Here is a 25212-nt window from a genome sequence, read left to right as displayed (position 1 = left end):
GTGTTCGTCACCGGCCGTCTTCCGATCGTCGTCGCCGGCGGTCTCATCCCGTTGGTGATGCTGTCCGCCGCGGGCGTGCCGGCGTGGGCGGTGTTCGGCGCGTGGCTCGTCCTCGTCATCGCGGCTGTCGCGCTCGACACCGCGCTCGCGCCCCGCCCCGCCGACCTGCGCGTGTCGCGGAACCTGCCCGCGCGCACCCGGCGCGGCGAGGTGGCGCTGAGCGAACTGCACCTGACGAACGCCGGCAGCCGCCCGGTGAGGGGATGGATCAGGGATGCCTGGCAGCCGACCGCCGGCGCTCCCGCGGGCCGCCCGCGCATCGATGTGCCGCCTGGGCGCACGGCCACGCTCACCGCGTCGCTCGTGCCGCGCCGACGCGGTGAGCTCGTGAGCGGCTTCGTTGTCGTGCGCGCGCTCGGTCCCCTCGGGCTGGCCGGACGCCAGCAGCGCATCGACGCGCCCGGGGTGCTGCGCGTCCTGCCGCCGTTCTCTTCGCGCCGTCATCTGCCGTCCCGCCTGGCCCGCCTTCGGGAGCTCGACGGCGAGACCAGCGTCCAGGTGCGCGGTCGCGGAACCGAGTTCGACAGCCTGCGCGAATACGTCCGCGGCGACGATGTCCGCTCGATCGACTGGCGCGCCACGGCGCGCTCCGGCACCACGATGCTGCGCACGTGGCGGCCGGAGCGCGATCGGCACATCGTCGTGGTCGTCGACACCGGGCGCACCGCCGCGACCCGCGTCGACGACGGGGTGAGGCTCGATGCCGCCATGGAGGCCACGTTGCTGCTCGGCGCACTGGCCGCCCGCGCCGGGGACCACGTTCATCTTGTGATGATGGATCGCGTCGTGCGCGCGCGTGTGAGCGGCGTCGACGGCGCCGGACTCGTCCCCGCGCTCGTGGACGCCATGGCGCCGGTCGAGGCTCAGCTGATCGACACGGACTGGAGCGAGGTCGCCTCCCTGGTGCGCAGGCTCACGGTACGCCCGGCGCTGGTGGTGCTGCTCACCGCACAGGATGACCCGGCCGCGGCGCGCGGCTTCCTCGCCGCCCTCCCCACGCTGACCGCCCGGTCCCGGGTGCTCGTGGCCTCCGCATCGACCGTCGACGACCACGACGACGAGACCGCGATGACGGATGCGGACGCCGCCTACGCCTGGGCGGCCACCGAGCACGTCCGTCAGGGCGGCGAGCGCGTCGGGACGGCGATCGGACGCACGGGCGCCGTCGCCGTGACCGCGGATGCGGCATCCCTCCCGCCCCGTGTCGCCGACCACTACCTCGCGCTCAAGCTGCGCGGGCTGCTCTGATCCTCGGGCGCGCACGTCGCCCCCACCCCCCGCTCGCTCGCCGCCGGCTGAGTCCGCCGCTCCTCTTCGCTTCTCCTGCCGCCCCCTGGCAGACGAAGAACGCCCCTCCGCCTGAGACGGAAGGGCGTTCTACGCTGCGGGTCAGGCCAGGTCGAAGCGATCGAGCTCCGTGACCTTCGTCCACGCCGCGACGAAGTCCGTGACGAACTTCTCGGTCGCGTCATCCGAGGCGTAGACCTCAGCGAGCGCGCGCAGTTCGGAGTTCGAGGCGAACACCAGGTCGGCGCGCGTGCCGATGCCGACCAGCTCGCCGGTGGCGTCCTTCGTGCCCTGGAACGCGTGGGATCCGGGGTCGAGGGGCTTCCACGTGTTGCCGAGCTCGAGCAGGTTCACGAAGAAGTCGTTCGTGAGCACACCCACGCGGTCGGTCAGCACGCCGTAGCGCGATCCGTCCCAGTTCGCACCGAGCACGCGCAGACCGCCCACGAGCACCGTCATCTCGGGTGCGCTCAGGGTCAGCAGGTTGGCCTTGTCGACGAGCAGGTACTCGGCGGGAAGCGACGGGCGCCCCTTGAGGTAGTTGCGGAAGCCGTCGGCGGCGGGCTCGAGGAACGCGAAGGAGTGCTCCTCGGTCTGCTCCGCCGTCGCGTCGGTACGTCCCGGACGGAACGGCACCTCCACGATCACGCCCGCGTCGGCCGCGGCACGCTCGACACCCGCGTTGCCGGCGAGCACGATCAGATCCGCGAGCGAGACCCGGCGACCCGCTGCCTCGAACTCGGCCTTGACCTCTTCGAGGACCGCGAGCACCTTCTGCAGCTGTGCGGGGTTGTTGACCTCCCAGTCCTTCTGCGGCGCCAGACGGATGCGGGCACCGTTGACGCCGCCGCGCTTGTCACTGCCGCGGAAGGTCGATGCGGCCGCCCACGTCGTCGAGACCAGCTCGGAGACGCTCAGCCCGGACTCGAGGATGCGGGACTTCAGCGCGACCGCATCCGCCGCGTCGATCAGCTCGTGATCGACCGGAGGCACCGGGTCCTGCCAGATGAGATCCTCTGCCGGCACCTCGGAGCCGAGGTAGCGCACCTTCGGGCCCATGTCGCGGTGGGTCAGCTTGAACCACGCGCGGGCGAACGCGTCCTGGAACTCCTCGGGGTTCTCGAGGAAGCGCTTGGTGATCTTGCCGTACTCCGGGTCGACGCGCAGGGCGATGTCGCTCGTGAGCATCCGCGGCTCGCGACGCCCGTCCGAGTGGGCCAGGGGCACCATGTCGCTGCCCGCACCGTTCGCGGGACGCCACTGCCACGCGCCCGCCGGGCTCTTGAACAGCTCCCACTCGTACGCGTAGAGGATGTGCAGGAACTCGTTGTCCCAGCGGGTCGGGTGGTAGGTCCAAGTGACCTCGAGCCCGCTCGTGATCGTGTCGTCGCCCTTGCCGGTGCCGTGCGCGTTCTTCCAGCCGAGCCCCTGGTCCTCGATTCCCGCGGCTTCGGGGTCCTCGGCCACGTTCTCGTCGGATGCCGCGCCGTGCGTCTTGCCGAAGGTGTGGCCGCCGGCGATGAGCGCGACCGTCTCCTCGTCGTTCATCGCCATGCGGGCGAAGGTCTCGCGGATATCGCGCGCCGATCGCAGCGGGTCGGGCTCCCCGTTAGGACCCTCGGGGTTGACGTAGATGAGCCCCATCTGGACAGCTGCGAGCGGCTTCTCCAGCTCGCGATCGCCGGAGTAGCGCTCGTCGCCGAGCCACGTGGTCTCGGGGCCCCAGTACACGTCGTCGTCCGCTTCCCAGACGTCGGCACGTCCGCCGGCGAATCCGAAGGTCTTGAAGCCCATGGACTCCAACGCCACGTTGCCGGCGAGGATCATGAGATCCGCCCAGGAGATCGACTGGCCGTACTTCTTCTTGACCGGCCACAGCAGGCGACGCGCCTTGTCGAGGTTCACGTTGTCCGGCCAGCTGTTCAGCGGCGCGAAACGCTGCTGTCCCTGCCCGCCGCCGCCGCGCCCGTCGGTCACCCGGTAGGTGCCGGCGCTGTGCCAGGCCATACGGATCATCAGCGGGCCGTAGTGACCGAAGTCGGCCGGCCACCAGTCCTGCGACGTCGTCATGACCTCGAGGATGTCCTGCTTGACCGCCGCGAGATCGAGCGCCTCGAAGGCGGCCTTGTAGTCGAAGCCCTCACCGAGAGGGTTACCCACGACCGGGTTCTTCGCCAGCAGACGCAGATTCAGCTTCTTCGGCCACCACACGCGGTTCGCAGAGCCTGCGGTGGGATGCGGCAGCACCCCGTCGGGCTCGGCGTCGACCGGCGATGGCCCGACGGGCAACCGCGTCTCGTCGGCACCGTCGTGGGGTACAGGGCAACCCGTCGTGATGTCGGACATCTGTTTCCTTTCGTGGGGGGTCATTCGCTCTGGGCGGCACATGCCGGACACATGCCCCAGAAAGTCACCTCGGCAGCCTCGACCGAGAAGCCATGCGTCTGCTGGGGATGCAGGCAGGGCGCCGCGCCCGCGACGCAGTCCACATCCTCGACGCGCCCGCAGCCGCGGCAGACGAGGTGATGGTGGTTGTCGGCGACGCGCAGCTCGAACAGCCCGGGATGCCCCGCGGGCTCGATGCGCCGGGCCAGTCCCGCGTCGACGAAGTCGCCGAGGGCGTTGTAGACCGACTGCATGCTCGTCGCGGGCAGACCCTCACGCACGCGGGCGAACACCTCGTCGGCCCGGGCGTGCGGCAGCGCGTGCAGCGCGTTGTAGACCCCGCGCCGGGTCTCGGTGACTCGAAGGCCCGCGTGACGCAGGGCGATCTCTGTCTCGACGGATGCGGGGGCCACTCCCGCATCCTGTCATTGTTTTGAACTATTCAAAAATACGACACGCCCGCGATCAGATGAACGATCGCTGAATCCGTTCCCGCTCAACCCGCGACGAGCTCGGTCTGGCCGATGTCATCTTCGCCCAGGTCCCCCGTCTGGCCGCGGCGTGCGGCCCGGCGCCCGACCACGAGCATGTACACCAGGAAGACGCCGAGGGCGAGGGTGCCGAGCGCGATCTTCACGGGCCAAGGCCACGGCTGCGGCGTGACGTAGGCCTCGACGACTCCCGACAGCGCCAGGGCGAGAACCAGGCCGATCGCAACGGTGGCGAGCGAGCGACCCGCTGCGGCGAGCGACTCGCGCCGCGACCGCGGGCCGGGGGCGACCCATGCCCAGAAGACGTGGAGCCCCGCCGCCGCCGCGACGAACACGCTGGTCAGCTCGAGCAGGCCGTGGGGAAGGATGTACGCGAAGAACACGTCGAGCCGGTCGAAGGAGCCCATGACGGCCGCGGCTGTGCCGAGACCGACCGCGTTCTGCATCACGACCGAGACCGGCCAGATGCCGGTGATGCCGAACAGGACGCACTGCGCCGCGATCCAGGCGTTGTTCGTCCACACCGTGCCGGCGAACACCGCCGCCGGGTTGTCCGAGTAGTAGGCGACGAACTCGTCGTTCGCATACGAGGAGAGCTGCGCCTCGGAGCCCAGGGTCGCCACGAGGGCGGGATCGGACGAGATCCACAACGCCACCAGCGCCGCGGCCAGGACGAAGGCGACCGCGACCGCGAGTGTCGTCCAGCGCACGCGGTACAGCGCCGCGGGCAGCTGGTCGAGGAAGAACTGCGGGATGCGGCGGAGCAGGTTGCCGTCGCCGGCGGTGAGCCGCAGGCGGGCGCGGGCAAGAACGAGAGAGAGGTGATCGGCCTGCGGGCTGCGTCCCGCGGCCGTCTTCAACTCGGCAAGATCCGCAGATGCCGCCCGATAGCGCGTCACGAGTTCGTCGGCTTCCGGACCGCTCAGCCGGCGGCGACCGGCCAACTCGTCGAGACGCTCCCACTCGGACCTGTGGGCGGCAGTGAGCGCGTCGAGGTCCATATGTTTCACTGTAGCCATGCCCTCCGCCGTGACGCTGGTCGAGATCGGCCAGGACGAGATCCTCACCGGCGAGGCCGTCGCCCTCGACGTGCAACCGGCTGGGTTCTTCCTCCGAGTGGCGGGGGCCGCGATCGACATGATCGTGACCGTGGCCGCCGCACTCATCGTGCTGCTGGCGCTCGGGCTGACCGGGGTCCTCTCCGTCGACTCGGGACTCGGGACGATCGTTTCGATCCTGCTGGCGGTCGTTCTCCTGGTCGTCGCGCCCACGACCATCGAGACCGCCACCCGCGGCCGGAGCCTCGGCAAGCTCATCGTCGGCGCCCGCATCGTCCGCACCGACGGCGGAGCGGCGGGATTCCGGCAGGCACTGATCCGCTCTCTCGTCGGAGTCCTGGAGATCTGGTTCGCCCTCGGTTCCGTGGCGGCGCTGACCGGGATGTTCACGCCGCGCGCACAGCGACTGGGCGACCTCATGGCCGGCACCTTCAGTCAGCGCACGCGCACCGGGCGTCTCGCCTCGTTCGAACCGCAGGTGCCAGCACCCCTTGCCGAGTGGGCCCGCATCGCCGATGTGGCGGCGCTCCCGGCGTCGGTCGCGCGGCGTCTCGCGAGGTTTGTCCGACAGGCGGAGCAACTGCAGCCGCAGGCGCGACGGGTGCTCGCGACCCAGTTGGCCGCAGAGGCGGCCGCATCCGTGTCCCCCGTTCCGGCCGCGGATCCGGAGCTGTTCATCCGGGCCGTGGCGGCGCTGCGCTTCCAGCGCGAGCTGTCGGCCATCCGGGCGCGCGATGCGCGGGCCGAGGCACTGCTGCCCGCGCCCGTCACGCGCCGCGGCTAGGAAGCGCGGAGCGTCTCGTGACGAACGACCAGCCATCCCTTCGGTACGGACAGTCGCTCGGTGTGCACCTGGCACAGGTCGTGGGCGTGGGGGTCCCCCGCCCGACCCAGCGGGCCCACCGCTGCCATCTGATCGGCGTAGTCGTAGGTGAGCGTCGCCACCGCTTCACGCGCGCACGAGACCTTTGAGCACTGACGTTCCTGCACGGTGCGACCCTAACGCGCCCCGGAGACACCGGTGGTGCGCCGCGCCTAGGATGGTCAGATGATCCGCCGCCGGTCGCGCCCCGCACCCGCAGCCCCGCGACCGGAACGTCACGGGCGTCACGGCCGGCAGGGCCGGAGCGCCGTCGTGCGCCCACCGCTCCCGCCCCTCGAGACGCGCGTCGACCGGTTCGACCTCGCCGTCGGTTCGGTCGCGGAGTTCCTCCGCGGGGCCTGGCCGGAGCTGCGCGAGGTGCGCTTCGAGATGGCCGACATGCCTCCGGCGGCGGATGCCGACGGCATCCCGCGCTGGAGCGTTCTTGCCGACGAGAAGCGCATCGTGCTCTACCGGCTGCCGATCGAACGTCTCGCGCATCTGCACCGGAACGACGACACCCATCGGCGCATGATGATCGAGAGCTGCGTCTTCCGCGCGGCGGCCGAGTTCCTCGGGCGCGACCCGTGGGACCTGGGCCCCGATCGCTTCCGTTTCCTCTGAGCGGGCTCAGGGGCGGACGATGATCTCCGCGGCGGCCGCATCCGCCGGCCACACCGGGAATGCGCTGATCGCCCCGTCCGCCAGATAGCTCACCGACGCCCGCACCGGGTTCGAGGTCTCGATGCGGTACACCGCGCCCGGTTGGACCGGAACGGATGCGGTGTCGCCGGCTGCGACGCTGACCCGCTCGGTCTGGGTGGCGCCGCTCAGCGGCGACAGCACGACGTCGGCGGAACCGACCGTGGACCCCGCGATCACCAGGAGCGGCGACGGCCCCTCGGGGACGGCGATCACGCTCGGGTCGACGATGGGCTCTGCTGCTGGATACCAAGCGAAGTCCGCACCGTCGGCGAAGTTCGTCGTCTGCCAGACGGCGCTGACGACGGCCGATGTGGCCTCGACGCGCACGGTGTACGTGCCTGCCGAGAGACCCGCGAGGTCGAGTTCGGTGGGGAGGTCCGCGCCGAGCGGGACCTGCTGTGTCAGCGCGGTACGCCCCGTGTCGTCCTGCACGGTGACGGTGGCCGTCGCGTCGGCGCCCGGTGAGAGCAGCCGCAGGAGGGTCGTCGCGCCGGCGGATGCCGCATCCACCGCGCTCTGCGGAACCCGCACTCCAGGGATCACCTGCTGCGTTGCGGAACCGACGATCGCGCCGCTCTGCTCGACACCGCCCGCCAGCAGGGTCCGGGAGAGGCTCGACTGCAGGGCGGCGGCGACCGGCGCGCCGGAGGCGGTGACGCGCACGACCGGCGCTCCTTCACCGACCGCCAGCGCGGCCAGCGGCACCAGGCGCTGCGTGTGGGCATCGACGCGGAGTCCGCTGCCCGACGGCGGGACGGAGGCACCGGTCGCGCTGTACAGGGTGAGGTCGACGGTGGCAGCCACATCCGAAGGGTTCGAAAGAAGGATGACGTCCGCCGAGCCCGTGGTCGTCGCGCCCGCGACGAGCCAGGACTCGATCAGCGGCGGCTGACAGGCGGAAGCCGCGAAGCCACGCAGATCCTCGGCGGCGACCGTGCCGCTCGCAGCCGCCGCGGCATCCGATCGCTTCTCGTCGAGCGGGGGCGCGACGAAGACGAGGTGCCCGTCGGAGCCGACGACGTCAGGGGCGCTCGGCTCCGACGACTGCGTCAGCGCCGCGCCGTCCGATCCCGAGACGGCAGCCGTCGGCGCTGCGCTGGCGATCTGGTCGGCCTGCGTGGCGTCACGTCCGAGGGCGAGCAGAGGTCCGGCGCAGGCGAGCACCGTGTCCGCCGGGGTGGGAGTCACCCCCACGGCGAGCGGCTCGTGCGTGTGGGTGGGCCAGTTGGCGGCGACACCGACGCCCACCGCACCGACGATGCCGACAGCGAGGGCTGCGCCCACGACGAGCCGCGTGCTCGTGGCGGCCCAGCGCCACATCCGCTGCCTGCTCATGCCTGCTCCTCCCGCGAACGCGGACCGACGGTGCGCGGGGTACGACGCGCCTCGCGCCGCGAGGCCGCCGTGGGGACGGAGAGCAGCAGAGCGATCGCGACGACCACGAGCTGGACCACCGTGACGCCCCACCCCTGACGCACGATCTCTGCGCTCGGCGCAGGTCGCTCGGCCACGTCCGTCGTCACGCGCCAGAGCGTGCCCTTCGGCGTCGCGCCGACGACGTCGAGGTCGTCGCGCTGGTTGAGCGCCGTCTGGGCCGACAGCCGAAGAGCGCGCGCCGCGTCGCTCTCGTCCGAGGTCTCGGGAGCGACCACGATGAAGCGGATCCCGGCCGCCGCGACGCGTGCGACGACATCCTCCGAGGTCGAGGTGACGAGGTCCGCGGTGAGCTCCGCCACTTCCTGGTCGGAGGCCGAGGCGACGGTGCGGGTCGCGTCCAACGTGGAGACGCCCGACAGGGTCTCGCTGCCGCCCCACACCACCTGGGCTGCGACGGAACCGTCGGCCAGAGGCGAGAGCATGATCGTGCCGACGTTCGAATCATCGCGCCCCTGTGCCGCCACGTAGGCGGGCAGCGTGGACGAGGATCCGATCTGCAGCTCGCTCTGCCCCCTGCCCATCGCGGTGGCCGACGGAATAGCGAGGAGCGCGAGGGTGCCCATGACAGCGACGGCGCCGAAGACGCGCAGGCCACCGGCGCGCGCCGGAACACCCGAGTCGAGCGTCACCGTGGCGGCCGCGACGATCCCCAGCCACGCAAGACTCAGAGCCGCACCCGGCCACAGGGCCACTGGCGTGCCCCGGGTGTCGACGGACACGGCGAAGCCCACGGCCGCGAACGCGGTGGCGAGCCCCAGCAGCGCGATCACGAGCAGAACACCGGCCACCATCCACCGCGGGGTCAGCAGCGACAGCAGGGCGAGCAGCGCGAGAGGGGCGACCAGGACGACCACCGTGGTGACGAGCGGGCCGATGGTCGTGGAACCGAGAAGGCCGGCCCACCCGGCGAAGTCCGTGCTGGGGAACCCCGCTGCCAGCGCGAAGCGCCCGGCCGCGTCGGCGCCTGCCTGTGCGCCCGCCCATACCGGGCCGGGGTCGGCGAGCAGACCCCACACCGTGCCGCCGTGCAGCTGAGCCCAGATGAGGGGGGCGAACAGCGCCAGTGCGGGAACGCCGCTCCAGACGATCTGCCCTGCTCCATGTCCACCGCGTGCGACCACGACGAGCATCATCGCCAGCATCCAGACGAGGATCAGTGCGGGAGCCAGCGATGGAGAGCACGCGAGCACTCCCGCGAGCAACAACGACGCCGCCCCTGCCGCGGCCCACGACCGATGGGCGACAGCCCCGGCGTAGAACAGCCACGGCAGCAGCAGGTGCACGATCACGCCCGTGGGGCGACCGTCGATGAGGGAGGCCCAGAAGGTGGGCGCGAGCGCCCAGGCGACGGCGGCGGTGTTGCGCAGCAGCGAGCGGGACGTCAGGCGTGTCGCCGCGAACCAGCCGCCCAGCACCGCGAGCGGCAGCGCGGTGAGCCACAGCACGACGAGGATGCGCGAGGGATCTGCGGGCCAGAGCGAGCCGAGCAGTGCCACGACGGCGGCGAACGGATCGGCCGGCCCTGCAACCCCCAGCCCAGTCGCTCGGGACCCGAAGGCGGCGTCAGCCCAGAGCTGACCGAGTGTCGCCCGCAGCGGCTCAAGGGCGCCGCCGCCGAGAGCGGGCCACGCAAGGAGGGCGGGGAATGCGGCCGCCGAGACGACCAGTCCCGCCAGCACGAGCCACGCGCCCCCACCCGTGAAGAAGTGGAGTTCGCCACGCACCGGTCGGTTCATCGCATCGGCGTCGGGATCCGCGTCGAAGCGCTGCCGGAGCGTCGACCTGTTGATGCGCAGCAGAGAGAGTTGGGACCACGCGACGCTGCGCGAGCGGCGGATGACACCACGGGATGCGGCGATCGCGCCCCACCGGAAGAAGGCCACGATCGAGGCACCCCACTCGGGCAGCACGCGCGAGGGCTGCTTCGCCACCAGCAGCGCCGCCGCGCGCCAGAGCGCCAGGGGGATGAGAGAGAGCAGGTGCAGCGGCACCGCCGCGGCCGGTGCGTACGCCAGGCGACGGTGGATCTGCGCGAGCCGGCGAGCGTAGGCGCGACGGCGGCGGGCGCGTCGCGTCGCCGCCGTGGGCAGGCCCGCAACGCCGTCGCCGGCGACCGCCACCCGCGCGGTGGGCACGAGACCCACCCGGTGACCCGCCAAGCGGGCGCGCACGCCGAGATCGAGACCCTCGTCGGCCCCGCCCAGCGCGGGATCGACACCGCGGAGGGTGCGCCACAGGTCGGCGCGCACGAGAAGCCCGCGCACATCAGCCCCGAGAACGTCTTCGTCACCGTCGTGCTGGCCCTGATCGAGTTCGTCCTGCACCAGCTCGACGGCGCGGCCGAGCGTCGTCATCGTCACACCCAGCGATGCGATGCGGGCCGGCTCGTCCCACTCCACCAGCTTGGGGGCGACGACGGCGACCGAGGGGGCGCGTTCGAGTCCGGCGAGCAGGCGCTGCAACGCCTCGGGCTCGGGCGCGGTGTCCTGGGCGAGAAGCCAGACGAACTCGCCACTGATACGCACCGAGGCGAGACGCACCGCGTCGGCGAACGACGTCGAGGCTCCGGCGGTGATCACTCCTTCGGCGCCGGACGCGGTGACGAGCTGCGTGAGGGCGGAGTCGCCGCCGCAGAGAACGATCGTCAGCGCATCGACCGGGCGGGTCTGCGCGGCGAGGGCGGACAGCGTTCGCTCGAGATGCGACGCGGCGGCCGTACGCGCTTCAGGGCGCACGACGAGGAGAGCGTGGACACGGGCCGACATGACTGAGTCAGCCTAAGCACGAGTTCGCGACGCGCGAGGTGCACGCGCCGCAATCGGCGATCTCGACAGAGCGTTCAGCTCACACGACGCTTGAGTTTGCGACGCTCGCGCTCGCTGAGCCCGCCCCAGATCCCGAATCGCTCGTCGTTACGCAGCGCATACTCCAGGCATTCGTCGCGGACATCGCAGGTCGTGCAGATGCGCTTCGCGTCGCGGGTGGATCCGCCCTTCTCCGGAAAGAAGGCCTCGGGGTCGGTCTGCGCACACAGCGCATCCGTCTGCCACGACAGCGGGTTGTCGTCGTCGACAGGAGCTTCGCGACGGACGCCGGGGACACCGAGGAAGACCGGATCGACGTGCCAGTTGTCGGGAACGCCTGAGCGGTACGGTGCGCTCGCCATGTGCTCTCCCCACGATCTCGAAATCACGCCCCGCGGTGGGCGGGTGCCTAAATTACACAGGTGTGATTCGAGGAAAGCAAGTCGCTGATCGTAAACCCTCAACCCACGCTTTAATCTTCGCGACGCGCCGCCGGCGTGTCGATGGAGCGGATTCGTTACGAGAAGGCGATCAGCGTCCCGGCATCGCGAGGAACAGCTCCCCCGTACCCGTGACCTCGAGATGCTGCTCGTCGGGCGTGGCGAACGCCGCGTCTCCCGGCGCGAGTCGCACCCGAGCATCCGCGGCCGACACGATCGGTGCACCGACGGTCGCCACGGCGATGGCGGGTCCGCGGAGGCGGACGCGACGCACCTCGCCCTCGTCCACCGTCACGCGCAGCAGCTCGAAGTCGGAGATCCCGGGCGCGAAGACGTCGACGCCCGGCTCCCCCACGATCGCCGGCAGTCTCGGCGCCTCGCCCGGTGTCGTGTCGAGGATGCGCAACAGCTCGTCGACATCGATGTGTTTGGGCGTCAGACCGCCGCGCAGCACGTTGTCGCTGGCGGCCATGATCTCGACGCCCAGACCGGAGAGATAGGCGTGCAGCACACCGGCCGGCACGAAGATCGCCTCGCCTCGGGCCAGCACCACGTGGTTCATGAGCAGCGCGACCACGACCCCCGGATCCGATGGGTAGGCGTCAGCGATGCGATTCAGCGCGACGAAATGGTCGGTGGGCGTCGCCCGAGCGGCCTCACGCACGGCGGCGATCACCCCGTCGACCACGCTCTGCGCGTGGCCGGAGAGCAGCCAGCCCAGCACGTCGCGCAGCGCCGAGGCCTCGTCGGCACCCTCGAGCGCCCGGGCGAGTGCCACAACGCCCTCGTTCTGACCCAGAGCCGCGAGGATGCCCCGCGTCGCGGCGAGCGGCCGGAGGCCCGCCAGCGCCTCGAAACGGTCGCTGACAGCCACGATCACCTCGGGCTTGTGATTGTCGTCCTTGTAGGTGCGGTGCGCCGCATCCCGCGGGATGCCGGCCGCTTCCTCCCGCGCGAACCCCTCCGCGGCCTGCTCGCGCGAGGGGTGCACCTGGATCGACAGGGGGGAGCCCGCGGCGAGCAGCTTGAGCAGGTACGGCAGCCGCGTCTTCTGGCCCGCGCCGGGTTCCTGCGCATCGAACCACGCGGCCAACGTCATCCCGAGGGAGGGGAGCTGGGCGGGCGATCCGGGATGATCCCCGAACCAGACCTCGGCTTCGGGCGCGCCGGAGGGCTCGCGGCCCTGCAGGTCTGCGATGAGATGGGGGGAGCCCCACGAGTAGTCACGGGGGACGTTGGTCAGCTCGGCCAGCACACCCCCAGCCTAGAAGGGTCCCGGGATAATCTGAGGGCATCATGGCCGTCCGAACCCAACATCCGGCAGGTCCCGCACCCGCACCGCCGTTGCGTGAGCGCACCGGACATCTGCTGCTGCGCGCGTGGTGCGTCTTCGTCGTCTTCCAGGCGGTCGCGGGCACCGCATGGACGCTGGCCTTCGGGGTCACTATCTCGACCGCGATCGTTGTCGCGACCGCGGTCGTCTCCCTGGTGGTGTGGCTCTTGATCCGGCCGCCGGTCGACCGACGCCGCCTGCCATGGTTCGTCCTCGCGTACGGCGTTTGGGCGGCGGCCTCGCTCATCTGGTCGGCGTGGCCCGCGACGACCGGCACCACGCTCGCGCTGTGGCTCATCACGACGGGCCAGGGGCTGTTCGTCGCGGCGATGCTCACCTGGCGGGAGATCGTCGCCGCCATCTCGGCGGCGCTGAAGTGGTCGCTGGGACTGTCGCTCGCCTTCGAGCTCGTCGTGTCGCTGCTCGTGCGCCGACCGATCCTGCCCGGCTGGGTGCTTCCGGAGCGGGGTGTGAAGTACGACCCGATCGTCTACTGGTCACGCAACAACCTCTTCGACCTCGACGGGCGAGTCCAGGGCATCCAGGGAAACGCCAACCTCCTCGCGGTCGTCGCACTGCTCGGGCTGATCGTCTTCTGCATCCGCTGGGCGGCGCACGCCGAGGGGCGGGTCTCCGCGATCATCTGGATCTCGATCGCCGCGCTGCTGTTCGTCCACGCCGGCTCTGCGACCGCCTACCTCTCGGCGGCCGCCGTCGTCGTCGTGCTCGTGACGGTGCTGCTCATGCGCACCGTCACGAAGCCAGGCGGACGCACGGTGTACTACGCGGCTTACGCCGCCGTGGCTTTCGCCGGCGCCGCGATCCTCTTCTTCGCTCGCGACACGCTCTTCGCAGCCCTCGGCAGGTCGGCCGACCTGACGGGACGCGAAGGCATCTGGGAGCAGGTGCTGGCCAGAGCAGGCGAGCGTCCCCTGACCGGATGGGGCTTCGCCTCGCCGTGGTTGCCCTGGGACAAGCACTTCGACGGATGGATCGTCGACCACGGCGAGACGGTCATGCAGGCGCACAACATGTGGATCGACGTCTTCCTCCAACTCGGCGTGATCGGTGTGCTCCTGATGGCGGGCGTCTACCTGACGTTCATCTGGCGCGCCTGGTTCTTCGCGATCGACCGCCCACGATGGGATCTGCGCGATGACCGCCCGTACTCACCGTTGACGCTGCTGCCCACGCTCGTCGCGACCGTTCTGCTCGTGCAGGGTCTCGCGGAGTCGGGCCCGCTGGTGGTGTGGGGCTGGATGCTCGTCGTCCTGCTCGGGCTCAAGGTGCGCCAGTCACCGCTGCTGGGCGTCGGCCCCGCGGAGACGTCGTGGCGTATCGAGCGCGGCGACCCCGTGTCGGATCAGGAATGATCGCCCCCGCCGCCTCCGGCGTGGGCGAACTGCTGCGCTCGGCACGGTTGGCGCGCGCGTTCACTCTCGTCGTCTTCGGCACGACCTTCGGCGCCTTCGCCATCGAACGGCTCATGGGCCGGGTGACCTACGTGACGATGGTCGCGGGACTCTGCACCCTCGCCGTCGCCATGCTGATCGCGCGCCGGGGGGAGCTGTCGCCGCTACGGCTGGCGTCCGCGACGCTCGCACTCTTTCTCGGATGGACGCTGGTGAGCGTCTTCTGGTCGACCGATCAACCGAAGTCCCTCATCGGCTGGGTGGCCCTGGCAGCGCTGTCGCTTCTGGGCGTCACGATCGCGCACGTGCGCGACACCCTGCAGACCGCCCGGGCGCTGGGCGACGTCATGCGGTGGCTGCTCGCCATCTCCCTGGGCGTGGAGATCCTCTTCGGCATCCTCATCGACATGCCCTTCCCCCTGTTGGGCGTGCAGGGTCTCATCGCCGAGCTCGGACCCGTGCAAGGGATCTTCGGCACGCGCAACGCGCTCGGCTTCGTCGCCGTGCTCGCGCTGATCACGTTCCTCGTCGAGTGGCGCACCCAGTCCGTTCGCCCCGGCCTCGCGGTCTTCTCGGTGCTCCTCGGGGGCGGCATGGCCGTGCTGAGCGACTCCCCCACCGTGATCGTGATCGCCCTCGTCGTCGGGCTGGCCACCCTGACGCTCATGGTCGTGCGGCACACCCGACCCGAATCGAAGCCGATGCTGCAGGCGACGCTCGCCGGAATCGTCGTGGTCGCCCTGGCGGTGGCCTATGCCGCCCGCGGCCCCATCATCGCCATGCTCGGCGCCGGCAGCGACTTCGCGACCCGCGCCGATCTGTGGAACACGATCCTCGACTACGTCCGCTATCACCCTGTGCAGGGATGGGGATGGTTCGGCACGTGGTCGACGACCGAGTTCCCGTTCCTCTCCATCAACGTGAACCTCGGCGAGCGCCACGCGTCGGCGCTCAACGCCTACTTCGACATCCTCCTGCAGGTGGGATGGTTCGGCCTGCTGCTGTTCGCCGGATTCTGCACCGTCGCGCTCGTGCGGTCGTGGCTCGAGGCCAGCAACCGGAGGGCCGTGGTCTACACCTGGACGCCCCTCGTCCTCACCGCGCTGCTCATCGACTCTGTGTTCGAGAGCTTCACCCTGTTCGGGTACGGATGGCTCCTCCTGGTGGTGTGCGCCAGCCGCGCCGGACAGTCGCGCTCCTGGCGGGACCGGCTCGACAACGGCGATCCCGCGTCGCCGCTGCTTCCCGAAGAGCGCACCCGGTGAGCGACCTCCGGGCGGTTCACGAGGTCGGGCCGGTAGGATCGTGCTCCGGCTCTACGTAGCGCGCCGCCGACCGAACCGGAGATCCACTCGTGCCGCATGTTCTGCAGAAGGTCGTGTTCCCTCTCGACCGCGACCCCGACCTTCTCCCGCTCTACGCGGATCCCGAGACCTGGTCCGTCATCGACGACGAACCCGTACGGGTCTCCAATCGGGCTCAGCTCGCCAACATCCTCGGACGCAACCGGGCGCGCATCGTCAGCGGACGGCGGGTCTCATTCGGAACGTACTTCAATGCCTTCCCCGCCTCGTACTGGCAGCACTGGACGCCGGTTCGAGATGTGGTGCTCACCGTGCGCACGCAGGGACCCGCGACGATCCTGCTCTACCGATCGAACGGAAGCGGCACCAAGCAGCGCATCGAGACGCGCGAGGTGGACGGCGAGGCGACGAGCACCTTCCACGTCACACTCGACCAGTACAGCGACGGCGGCTGGATCTGGTTCGACATCGCGGCGGACGAGAAGGCCATGACCTTCGAGGGTGCCGAGTGGACCACCGAGACCGCTCCGGTCCGCCACGGCAAGGCCTCGATCGGCATCACCACCTACAACAAGCCGGATTACTGCGTCGGGACGCTGCGGAGCCTGGCCGATGCCCCCGACCTGTTGGAGCTGCTGGACCGCATCTTCGTGATCGATCAGGGCACGCAGCATGTCGCCGAGGAGAACGGTTACGCCGACGTCGCCACCGCGCTCGGGGAGACCCTCGCCGTACTGACCCAGCCCAACCTGGGCGGATCGGGCGGCTTCGCGCGCGCCATGAGCGAGACCCTGGCACGGCCGGAGAGCGACTTCATCCAACTGCTGGACGACGACGTGCGCATCGAGCCGGAGTCCGTCCGACGATCGATCGTCTTCGGACGCTACGCATCGACCCCGACGATCGTCGGTGCGCACATGTTCGACCTGCTCGATCGCCCCAAGCTCCACGCGTGGGCCGAGGTCGTGGACGAGGCACCGTTCATGTGGCGCGCCCTGTACCAGGAGAAGCTCCCGCACGATTTCAGCGTCGCCAACCTCCGTCAGTCCCCCATGCTGCACATGCGCATGGACTCGGACTACAACGGATGGTGGATGTGCCTCATCCCGCTCGAGATCATCCGCGAGATCGGGCTGTCGCTGCCCGCTTTCATCAAATGGGACGACGCCGAGTTCTGCCTGCGGGCGGGCGAGGCGGGATTCCCGACGGTTTCAATGCCGGGTGTCGCCCTGTGGCACGTCTCGTGGGTGGGCAAGGACGACTCCATCGACTGGCAGGCATACTTCCACGCCCGCAACCGGATCGTCGCGGCGCTCCTGCACTCGTCTCTGCCGGGAGGAGGCACCCTTCTTCGACACAGTCGTCGGGTGGACCTCAAGCACCTGATGATGATGCAGTACTACCCCGTCGCGCTGCGGCATCAAGCTATCCGCGACCTCCTCTCGGGCCCCGAGCACATGTGGGCCACTCTCGCCACAGCGATGCCGGCCGCCCGCGCGCTCGCCGCTGACTACCCCGAGACGGTCGTGCACACCGACAGCGGCGTGCCCTTGCGCTCACGGCGGGGCCGGCAGGTGTTTCCGCTGCGTCGGCGTCATGACTACGACAACCCGACCGGCTGGCGTCTGCGGTGGTTCACCGCCTCAACAGTTGCATCGCACTGGCTGCGCCCCACGTCAGGCGATCGATCCACGCTCCCCGAGGTGGAGTACGGCAAAGAGGACGCGCTCTGGTGGCGTGTTCCGCTGGTCGACAGCGCCATCGTGAGTGCGGCGAACGGATCCGGCAAGAACGTCTACGTGCGCGACCGCACAACCTTCCGCCGCATGCTCGTGGACAGCGTGCGCCTCCACCGACGTCTGCGCCGCGAATGGCCTGGACTCTCACGCCGCTACCGCGCGGCGGCATCCGACCTCACCAGCGTCGAGCGCTGGCGTACCGTGTTCGAGGACAACGCATGACCGCTTCCCTGCCGGAGTTCGATCCGGCCACGGCCACGATCACGATCGTGACCTATAACCGCTCCGCCCTTCTGACGAAGCTGCTGACGAGCATCGAAGCGATGGATCCGAAGCCGGGACACGTCGTGGTCGTGGACAACGCGTCCAGCGACGACACGACCGCCGTGGTCGACTCCTTCCGGCAACGCATCGCCACGGAGATCGTGTATCGCCGGCTGGAGACGAACACGGGCGGCTCCGGCGGTTTCAGCGAGGGGATGCGAGTCGCATACGAATTGGGCTCGACGTGGATCTGGCTCATGGACGACGATGTCGAGGTACTCCCCGATGGCCTGGCGCGCATGGGGAAGTGGACGCCGCGGTTCAAGAGCATCCAGGGTCGGCGCTACGACTACGACGGCAGTGAGTTCTACTGGCAGTACCGCGTTGCCGACCGCATGGGGATCCCCATCCCGTTCGCGCCGGCCGGATTCGACGAGTCCGGGTACAAGAAGATGAACTCCGGCTGCTTCGAGGGGATGTTCATCCACCGCGACGTGGTGGGACAGATCGGTCTCCCCGACCCGCGCTTCTTCATCTATTGGGACGATCAGCTGTACGGTTGGCTCGCCTCTCGCATCACGACCTCGGTCATCGTCGACGAGTTCGTGCTGCGCCGCACCCGCGAGATCAAGCAGTGGGACATGGGCATCCGTCACATGAACGCGTCCAGTGACGCGTACCGCTACTACATCATGCGAAACCGCGCCTACATCAAGCGGTACTACCGTGAGCTGGGCGTCTACAACCCGGTCCTGTTCGGTCTGGGCACGGCGATGACCTTCGCCAAGGAACTCATCCGACTCGCGATGGTCGAGCGAAAAGCGCGCGGAACGAGCCATCTGGCGCGTGGGCTGCGCGACGGGCGCAAGATCGCGCGCGACCGCTCCTGGCGCCCGATGCCGCCGCTGGTGGAGACTCAGCCCACGGCGTAGTCGGCGTTGTACCGCTCCAGCACGGCGGCGATGGGCGCATCCATCTTCAGCTCCCCCTTGTCGAGGTAGATGCCTCGCGTGCAGAAACGGCGGAGGTCCTTCTCGTTGTGGCTGACGAAGAACAGGGTCCGCCCCGCAGCGAGCAGCTCATCGATGCGGCGGTAACACTTCTCCCGGAACGCCTTGTCCCCCACGGCGAGCACCTCGTCCACGAGAAGGATGGGTTCCTCGAGCTGAGAGACGACCGCGAAGGCCAGCCGCACCTTCATGCCGTTCGACAGATGCTTGTAGGGGGTGTCGACGAAGTCGTGGAGCTCGGCGAAGTCGATGATGGAGTCGAAGCGTCGCAAGACCTCGGCCCGACTCATCCCGTGGAGGCCTGCCGTGAGTCGCACGTTCTCACGCACCGTGAGATCTCCGACGAAGCCGCCCGTGATCTCGATGAGCGGAGCGACGCCACCGTTGACCCGTACGACTCCTTCGTCGGGCAGCAGGACGCCTGCGACGAGCTTGAGAAGGGTCGACTTGCCTTGACCGTTGCGCCCGACGACACCGATCGACTCACCGGGCCGAACAGTGAAGGTGACGCCGCGCAGCGGCCAGAACTCGCCGGGACGCGACCGCCGGGATGCGCCGCCGAACAGATCCTTCAGGCTGCGCCGACCGCGTCGATTGCGCCGGAAACGCACGCCCAGCCCGTCGACGTCGATCGCCAGCTCCGCGGACATCACAGCTCCTTCAGCACGGGGCGCTCGAGTCGCCGGAAGACGAGGATGCCGACGCCGAGCACCACGAGACTCACGACGGCGCCTGCGACGACGGACAGAGTGTCCCACTGATCGGGGAAGAACCCGGCACGATACAGCGTGAAGATGCCGGCCAGCGGATTGAGAGCGGCGACCTCTCGGAAACCGCCGGGAAGATCCGAGACGCCGTAGATGATGGGCGACGCGTAGAACAGAGCGCGCAGGATGAGTCGGGTCGTACGCTCCAGGTCGCCCCAGAGCACACAGAGCGGAGCGACGATGAGCCCCAGGCCGACCAACAGCGCCGTCTGCAACAGGACTGCGAGCGGGAAGAAGAACAGCCCCCATCCGACCGTCGCTCCCCCGAAGACCGCGAACAGCACGAGCACCGGGATCGAACAGAGGAACTCGACGCCCTTGCTGAGCACGATGCGGTTCACCCAGATCGACCGCGGGATCGCCGTGGACCTCACGAGCCGGGCGTCCTTGTTGAAGGCCCGGGTGAAGTCGGTGACCGCGGCGTTGAACCACACCCAGGGCAGGAGCGCCGTGATGAGGAACACGATGTAGGGCGTCTCGCCCACATGCCGTCCGAAGACCTGGGTGAAGACGAACCAGTAGATCACGCTCATGACGAGCGGATCGAGCACAGACCAGAGGTATCCCAGCGCGCTGGTGGCGTAACGCACCTTCAGGTCGCGCGCCGACAGCAGCCACAGGGAGTGGAGGTAGCGCCGGGGTGTTCCGGGTGCGCCCACGGTGGTCGTGGTCATCGGAGGATTCTATGAACCGGACGAGTGCGCTCAGGCAAGAGTGTTGTTCCACATGGACAGGGCCGAACCGATGGCCATGTGCATGTCGAGGTACTGGTAGGTGCCCAGACGCCCACCGAAATGTACGTCGCGCTCTCCCTTGGCGAGCTCGCGGTAGGCGAGGAGCCCGGAACGATCCTGCGGGGTGTTCACCGGGTAGTACGGCTCGTCGTCGCGCTCGGCGAAGCGCGAGAACTCTCGGACGATGACGGTGTGATCCGTCGGGTAGCGTTCGGCGCGCTCGGGGTGGAAGTGCTTGAACTCGTGGATGCGGGTATACGGCACATCCGCATCCGCGTAGTTCATGACGCTGGTCCCCTGGAAGTCGGAGACGTCGAGCACTTCCTGCTCGAAGTCGAGCGTGCGCCACGACAGCGCCCCCTCGGCGTCGTCGAAGTACCGGTCGATGGGGCCCGTGTAGACGACCGGCACCTGACCGACGACGGCACGCTTGTTCAGCGGCTGCGATTCGTCGAAGAAGTCGCAGCTGAGCTTGACCTCGATGTTCGGGTGATCGGCCATCCGCTCAAGCCACGCCGTGTAGCCGTCGACCGGCAGCCCCTCCCACCTGTCGTTGAAGTAGCGGTTGTCGTACGTGTAGCGCACGGGAAGGCGCGAGATCACCTCGGCCGGCAGGTCGCGCGGATCGGTCTGCCACTGCTTCGCCGTGTAATCGCGGATGAAGGCCTCGTACAGGGGCCGGCCGATGAGCCCGATCGCACGCTCCTCGAGGTTCTGGGCCTTCTTCGGATCGAACTCCCCCGCCAGCTCCTGCACGAGCGCGCGCGCTTCGTCGGGGCTGTAGGCCGCCTGGAAGAACTGGTTGATCGTGCCGAGGTTGATCGGCAGCGGATAGACGACGCCCTTATGGGTCGTGTAGACGCGGTGCACGTAGTTCGTGAACGCCGTAAAGCGGTTCACGTACTCCCACACCGTGGCGTTCGAGGTGTGGAAGAGGTGAGCACCGTACTTGTGCACCTCGATCCCCGTTGTCGGCTCGTTCTCGGTGTACGCGTTGCCGCCGATGTGGTGACGGCGTTCGACCACAGTGACCTTGCGGCCCGCCGCGGCAGCGCGCTCGGCGATGGTGAGGCCGAAGAAGCCGGAGCCGACGATGAGGAGATCCATGAGGTCACCGGTTTCTGAGCGGGCGCTGCGCGCGGCGGAGGACGGGCTCTCCATCCTATCCGCGGTCGTTGCGTAGGCTGAGGACGCCATGACGCTCGACATCTTCATCCCCTACTGGGGGGATCCCGCCCTGCTGAAGCAGACAGTCGCATCCGTGCTCGCACAACGCGATCCGCAGTGGCGGCTCACCGTCATCGACGACTGCTACCCGGACCCCTCTGTCGCCGAGTGGTTCGCACAGATCACAGATGAGCGTGTGCGTTACCTGCGCAACGATGCGAACCTCGGAATCACCGGGAACTACCGCGAGGCGGTGCGTCTCGCGGACGAGCCGTACATGATGCTGCTGGGCTCCGACGACCTCCTGCATCCCGATTACGTCGGCCTCATCGCTCAGACGATCCGCGCCGTCCCGAATGCGGACGTCGTCCAGCCAGGTGTCAACGTGATCGACGAGAGCGGAGCCGTCGTGAAGCCGCTGGCGGACCGGGTCAAGCAGCGTCTGCTCGCGCCCCGACGGGGCGAAGGAGTGGCGGTGCTGCGGGGCGAAACGATGGCGACGAGCCTCATCCGCGGCGACTGGCTCTACTGGCCGTCCTTGACCTTCCGCACCTCGGCCCTGAAGGGTACGGATTTCCGGGAGGGACTGCCGATCATCCAGGACCTCGCCCTGCTCATGGATCTCGCCTTCGCGGGCGCGACGCTGGTCTACAACCCGACGGTGGCGTTCTCCTATCGCCGACACAGCGCATCGGCGTCTCAGCGCACGATCCTCGACGGAACCCGGTTCCGCGACGAACGCGCCTATTACCGCCAGGCTCACGAGCTGGCCGCCGCCAGAGGATGGAAGCGCACGGCACACGCCGCAAGGCTGCGACCGATCTCTCGTCTGCACGCGGTGACGGAGCTGCCCGGTGTCATCAGAAGGCCCTCCGCCGCCGGACTAAGATCAACCCTGTCTCATGTGTTTTCGCTCTGACTCCCGCCCGTTCCTATCGACCGTCTCCAGGAGCCCCGATGTCTGAACACGTCCTCATCACCGGGGGTGCGGGCTTCATCGGGTCGCGTCTGGCGGCCCGACTCGCCGAGGCTGGCCACGAGGTCAGCGTTCTCGACGCCTTGATCCCGCAGGTGCACGGCGAGGATCCCGAGACGACGTCACCCATGCTTCGCTCGCTCGACGGCGTCGCGACCGTGATCCATGGCAGCGTCACGTCGGCGGCGGATCTACGCCGCGCCCTCGCGCCGGCGACCGTCGTGGTCCACCTCGCCGCGGAGACCGGCACGGGACAGTCCATGTACGAAATCGATCGGTACTGCGAGACAAATGTCGGCGGCACCGCGAAGCTGCTCGATGTGCTGGCCAATGACCGGCACTCGACGCGTCGCATCGTGATCGCCTCGTCGCGCTCCATCTACGGCGAAGGGGCGTACCGCACGCCGGACGGGCGCATCGTCTACCCGACGCATCGCGCCGACCGTGACATGGCAGCCGGAGAGTTCGAGGTGCACCTGAGCGGCGAGGGCCCCCTGAAGCTCGTCCCGACGGCGGAGGATGCGAAGCTCCATCCTTCTTCGGTCTACGGCATCACGAAGCAGACGCAGGAGGCCCTCGTGATGACGGTGGCTCCCACGATCGGCATCGAGCCCGTTTCACTGCGGTATCAGAACGTGTACGGACCGGGTCAGTCGCTGAAGAATCCCTACACGGGGATCCTCTCCATCTTCTCGACGCTTATCCGCCAGGGCAAGGAGATCAACGTCTTCGAGGATGGACGGGAATCCCGAGACTTCGTGTACGTCGACGACGTCGTCGAGGCGACGTTCCTGGCAGCGACACACCCGCGGGCCGCCGGCGAGATCTTCAATGTGGGCTCAGGGGTGGCAACGACGGTCAATGAGGTGATCGAGGCTCTCTTCGCAGCCTTCGGCACGCGAGTTCCCACGCGGGTCTCGGGTAACTACCGTCTGGGCGACATCCGCCATAACGTCGCCGACACGACCCACATCTCCGAGATGCTCGGTTTCGTCCCCGCGACACCGTTCGCCGAGGGAGTGCGACGGTTCGTGGACTGGGTGCGCTCCGAACCTGTCGACGACGACGGCTATCAGAGATCCCTCGACGAGATGTCCGCGCGGAATCTCCTGAAGTGAGCGCCGCGTCAACCGGCGCGTTCCCGTACCGCCACAACTCCCTGAACCTGTTCCGCCTGCTGCTCGCGGCCCTCGTGCTCGTGGCACATGCCTATTACATCGCGGGCGTGGGAAGCGGCCCGAGTTTCAACGGCGAGAATCTGGGCGGATGGGCCGTCGCCGGGTTCTTCGTGATCAGTGGCTTCTTGATCACCCGCAGCCGTTTCCGCACGCGCGCCGGCGACTATCTGCTGCATCGCGTCGCTCGCATCTTTCCCGCCTACCTCGTCTGCCTCATCGTCATCGCCGTGGTCTTCGCCCCCCTCGCGTTGATGATCAAGCAGGGAAACCTCGGCGGTCTCCTCTCGACCGCTCCGAATCCGCTCGAGTACGTGTGGAGCAATATCACGCTGTACATCCGCGTGTACGGAATCGGGACCACGCTCAGCGGCGTGCCCTATCCCGATGTGTGGAACGGTTCGCTGTGGACGCTCTACTTCGAGTTCCTGTGCTACGTCATCACGTGGCTGCTGGGAGCCCTCGCGATCTACCGGAGGTCGATCGTGGCGGTGGGCACCGTGTGGGTCGGCAGCGTCGTGGTGCGCGCGATCACCGTGCTGTGGACGACGGGCGGTCTGGACAACGACTTCTTCCAGTTCGCGCGACTCTTCTCGTTCTTCGCCGCCGGCGCGCTCGCCTACATGATCATCGACCGCTGGGGCCTCAATCGATGGATCGGACTCGCCAGTGTTCCGCTGGCCGCCGTCTGCATCGTCTTCGTGCCCGACATTGGCGGCCAACTGGGGGCGCCGCTGCTCGCCTACGCCCTGCTGTATCTGTCGACCGTCATCCCACAGCCGGGGTGGATCGCACGCAACGACGTCTCGTACGGCTTCTACATCTACGCGTGGCCGGTGCAGCAGCTGTCCTACCTCGCCGGAGGGATGAAGCTCGGATTCTGGCCGTACGTCGCGATGACCGTGGTCGTCACATTCGTCTTCGCCTGGGCGAGCTGGGTTCTCGTGGAGCGCCCTGCTATGGCGCGGGTACGCCCCCGTGCCGTTCGCGCGGGAGACATTCAGGCGCCGACCGCGCCTCCGCCGGCCTGAGCGGCGCGCCGACGCCGGGCCTCTCGCCACAGCTGCAGCATGAGGAGGCGCGAACGCAGCGCCGCACGAACCCCTCGCGGCGAGGAGGTCGACGCATTGGATTCGTGCACCCGTCGACGCACCGTGGCGCTGCCGACATGCGCCAGGCGGCGCTGCGCATTGGCAGCCGTCGCGATCCACAGGTCGTGCGACTCGCGCAACCCGTCGGGAAAGGGAAGCAGATAGGTGAGCGCCGAGCGTCTCAGCGCCATCGCACACCCGTAGTACGGCGCCACGCCCGCGAAGATCGCGAGCTGGCGCCGGATCGGGGAATCGGACGACATCAGGACCCACGGCTTGCCGGTCAGCGGCGAAGTCAGCGGCGCGCCGGTGCCGAGCATCTCGAGGTTGGACGCGACGACGTCGGCGTCACCGAGTGCAGCAACGAGCAGAGCACGGCGACCGGGAACCCACTCGTCGTCCTGGTCGGACAGCATGAGCACGTCGCCCCGCGCTTCGGCGAGAGCGCGCGCGAAGCTCGCGACATACCCGGCGTTACGCTGCTGCGCGATCACGCGGATGCGGTCGTCGTCGATGCTTCGGACGAGCTGTACGGTCTCGTCGATGCTCGCATCGTCGACCACGACGATCTCGTCGTCGGGCCGCAGCTCAGCCAGGATGGACTGCAGCTGGTGCACGACGTACGCGGCCCCGTTGTAGGTCGCCATGCAGACACTCACGGTCGTCATGTCGGCGCTCATCTCTCGTTCCATCCGCGAATAGACTGCTGGC

22 protein-coding genes are annotated in these 25212 nt (G+C 69.0%); 10 read left to right on the top strand and 12 right to left on the bottom strand.

Going from position 1 to position 25212, the window contains the following annotated elements:
- Positions 1-1308 carry a DUF58 domain-containing protein gene (locus SK224_RS14720; protein ID WP_320435405.1) on the top strand — a complete coding sequence of 436 codons (1308 nt, stop codon included), beginning with the start codon at positions 1-3 and terminating at the stop codon, positions 1306-1308.
- A gap of 141 nt (positions 1309-1449) precedes the next feature.
- Here the strand turns inward: SK224_RS14720 and katG are convergent, their stop codons facing one another.
- The 3 genes from katG to SK224_RS14705 form a co-directional block, all read right to left on the bottom strand.
- A complete protein-coding gene (katG, locus tag SK224_RS14715) occupies positions 1450-3693 on the bottom strand; it encodes a catalase/peroxidase HPI (protein WP_320435404.1) in 2244 nt (747 codons plus the stop codon).
- A 20-nt stretch (positions 3694-3713) separates the two neighbouring features.
- Positions 3714-4145, bottom strand: a complete 432-nt coding sequence (locus tag SK224_RS14710; RefSeq protein WP_320435403.1) for a Fur family transcriptional regulator — start codon at positions 4143-4145, stop codon at positions 3714-3716.
- Between the two features lie 83 nt (positions 4146-4228).
- Positions 4229-5224: a stage II sporulation protein M gene (locus SK224_RS14705; protein WP_320435402.1), complete on the bottom strand. Its 996-nt coding sequence runs from the start codon at positions 5222-5224 to the stop codon at positions 4229-4231.
- A 16-nt stretch (positions 5225-5240) separates the two neighbouring features.
- On the opposite strand from SK224_RS14705, the gene SK224_RS14700 reads away from it, so the two are divergent.
- On the top strand, positions 5241-6065 hold the full coding sequence (locus SK224_RS14700; protein ID WP_320435401.1) for an RDD family protein: 825 nt from the start codon (positions 5241-5243) through the stop codon (positions 6063-6065).
- Here the strand turns inward: SK224_RS14700 and SK224_RS14695 are convergent.
- Complete coding sequence (locus SK224_RS14695; protein ID WP_320435400.1) at positions 6062-6271, bottom strand: DUF3499 family protein; 210 nt, start codon at positions 6269-6271, stop codon at positions 6062-6064. The genes SK224_RS14700 and SK224_RS14695 overlap by 4 nt on opposite strands.
- Positions 6272-6329: 58 nt before the next feature.
- On the opposite strand from SK224_RS14695, the gene SK224_RS14690 reads away from it, so the two are divergent.
- A complete protein-coding gene (locus tag SK224_RS14690) occupies positions 6330-6767 on the top strand; it encodes a metallopeptidase family protein (protein ID WP_320435399.1) in 438 nt (145 codons plus the stop codon).
- Between the two features lie 6 nt (positions 6768-6773).
- Here SK224_RS14690 and SK224_RS14685 read toward each other — a convergent pair whose 3' ends face one another.
- The 4 genes from SK224_RS14685 to manA form a co-directional block, all read right to left on the bottom strand.
- Positions 6774-8183 (bottom strand): DUF5719 family protein, encoded by a 1410-nt coding sequence (locus SK224_RS14685; protein WP_320435398.1) that lies wholly within the window; start codon positions 8181-8183, stop codon positions 6774-6776.
- Complete coding sequence (locus tag SK224_RS14680) at positions 8180-11050, bottom strand: glycosyltransferase (protein WP_320435397.1); 2871 nt, start codon at positions 11048-11050, stop codon at positions 8180-8182. The genes SK224_RS14685 and SK224_RS14680 overlap by 4 nt, the downstream gene beginning before the upstream one ends.
- Positions 11051-11124: 74 nt before the next feature.
- Positions 11125-11451 carry a WhiB family transcriptional regulator gene (locus tag SK224_RS14675; protein ID WP_137416374.1) on the bottom strand — a complete coding sequence of 109 codons (327 nt, stop codon included), beginning with the start codon at positions 11449-11451 and terminating at the stop codon, positions 11125-11127.
- Positions 11452-11620: 169 nt separating this feature from the next.
- Positions 11621-12784 (bottom strand): mannose-6-phosphate isomerase, class I, encoded by a 1164-nt coding sequence (gene manA / locus SK224_RS14670; protein ID WP_320435396.1) that lies wholly within the window; start codon positions 12782-12784, stop codon positions 11621-11623.
- Between the two features lie 41 nt (positions 12785-12825).
- Between manA and SK224_RS14665 the strand changes: the two genes are divergently transcribed.
- The 4 genes from SK224_RS14665 (at position 12826) to SK224_RS14650 (ending at position 18513) form a co-directional block, all read left to right on the top strand.
- The gene (locus tag SK224_RS14665) at positions 12826-14235 is read left to right on the top strand and encodes an O-antigen ligase family protein (protein ID WP_320435395.1); all 1410 of its coding nucleotides are present in this window, start codon (positions 12826-12828) and stop codon (positions 14233-14235) included.
- On the top strand, positions 14232-15539 hold the full coding sequence (locus SK224_RS14660) for an O-antigen ligase family protein (protein ID WP_320435394.1): 1308 nt from the start codon (positions 14232-14234) through the stop codon (positions 15537-15539). Before SK224_RS14665 ends, SK224_RS14660 begins: the two co-directional genes overlap by 4 nt.
- Positions 15540-15628: 89 nt before the next feature.
- A complete protein-coding gene (locus SK224_RS14655) occupies positions 15629-17539 on the top strand; it encodes a glycosyltransferase (RefSeq protein WP_320435393.1) in 1911 nt (636 codons plus the stop codon).
- Positions 17536-18513, top strand: a complete 978-nt coding sequence (locus tag SK224_RS14650) for a glycosyltransferase family 2 protein (protein ID WP_320435392.1) — start codon at positions 17536-17538, stop codon at positions 18511-18513. Before SK224_RS14655 ends, SK224_RS14650 begins: the two co-directional genes overlap by 4 nt.
- On the opposite strand, the gene SK224_RS14645 is transcribed toward SK224_RS14650, so the two are convergent.
- The 3 genes from SK224_RS14645 to glf are packed head-to-tail and all read right to left on the bottom strand — an operon-like array spanning position 18498 to position 21199.
- Entirely contained in the window at positions 18498-19241 is a 744-nt protein-coding gene (locus SK224_RS14645) for an ABC transporter ATP-binding protein (protein ID WP_320435391.1), read from the bottom strand. The genes SK224_RS14650 and SK224_RS14645 overlap by 16 nt on opposite strands.
- Positions 19241-20032 carry an ABC transporter permease gene (locus SK224_RS14640; protein WP_320435390.1) on the bottom strand — a complete coding sequence of 264 codons (792 nt, stop codon included), beginning with the start codon at positions 20030-20032 and terminating at the stop codon, positions 19241-19243. The genes SK224_RS14645 and SK224_RS14640 overlap by 1 nt, the downstream gene beginning before the upstream one ends.
- Positions 20033-20062: 30 nt before the next feature.
- A complete protein-coding gene (gene glf / locus SK224_RS14635; protein ID WP_320435389.1) occupies positions 20063-21199 on the bottom strand; it encodes a UDP-galactopyranose mutase in 1137 nt (378 codons plus the stop codon).
- A gap of 88 nt (positions 21200-21287) precedes the next feature.
- Here glf and SK224_RS14630 point away from each other — a divergent pair, with 88 nt between their 5' ends.
- Genes SK224_RS14630 through SK224_RS14620 form a run of 3 tightly spaced genes read left to right on the top strand, consistent with a single transcriptional unit; the run spans position 21288 to position 24441 of the window.
- Positions 21288-22178: a glycosyltransferase family 2 protein gene (locus tag SK224_RS14630; RefSeq protein WP_320435388.1), complete on the top strand. Its 891-nt coding sequence runs from the start codon at positions 21288-21290 to the stop codon at positions 22176-22178.
- Between the two features lie 38 nt (positions 22179-22216).
- Positions 22217-23353 carry an NAD-dependent epimerase/dehydratase family protein gene (locus SK224_RS14625; RefSeq protein ID WP_320435387.1) on the top strand — a complete coding sequence of 379 codons (1137 nt, stop codon included), beginning with the start codon at positions 22217-22219 and terminating at the stop codon, positions 23351-23353.
- Positions 23350-24441 (top strand): acyltransferase, encoded by a 1092-nt coding sequence (locus SK224_RS14620; protein WP_320435386.1) that lies wholly within the window; start codon positions 23350-23352, stop codon positions 24439-24441. Before SK224_RS14625 ends, SK224_RS14620 begins: the two co-directional genes overlap by 4 nt.
- On the opposite strand, the gene SK224_RS14615 is transcribed toward SK224_RS14620, so the two are convergent.
- Positions 24411-25181 carry a glycosyltransferase gene (locus tag SK224_RS14615; protein WP_320435385.1) on the bottom strand — a complete coding sequence of 257 codons (771 nt, stop codon included), beginning with the start codon at positions 25179-25181 and terminating at the stop codon, positions 24411-24413. The genes SK224_RS14620 and SK224_RS14615 overlap by 31 nt on opposite strands.
- Between the last annotated feature and the right edge of the window lie 31 nt (positions 25182-25212).

The organism is Microbacterium sp. BG28, from assembly GCF_034044005.1.
Classification (GTDB): domain Bacteria; phylum Actinomycetota; class Actinomycetes; order Actinomycetales; family Microbacteriaceae; genus Microbacterium.
This window is presented reverse-complemented; position numbering and strand designations above follow the sequence as displayed.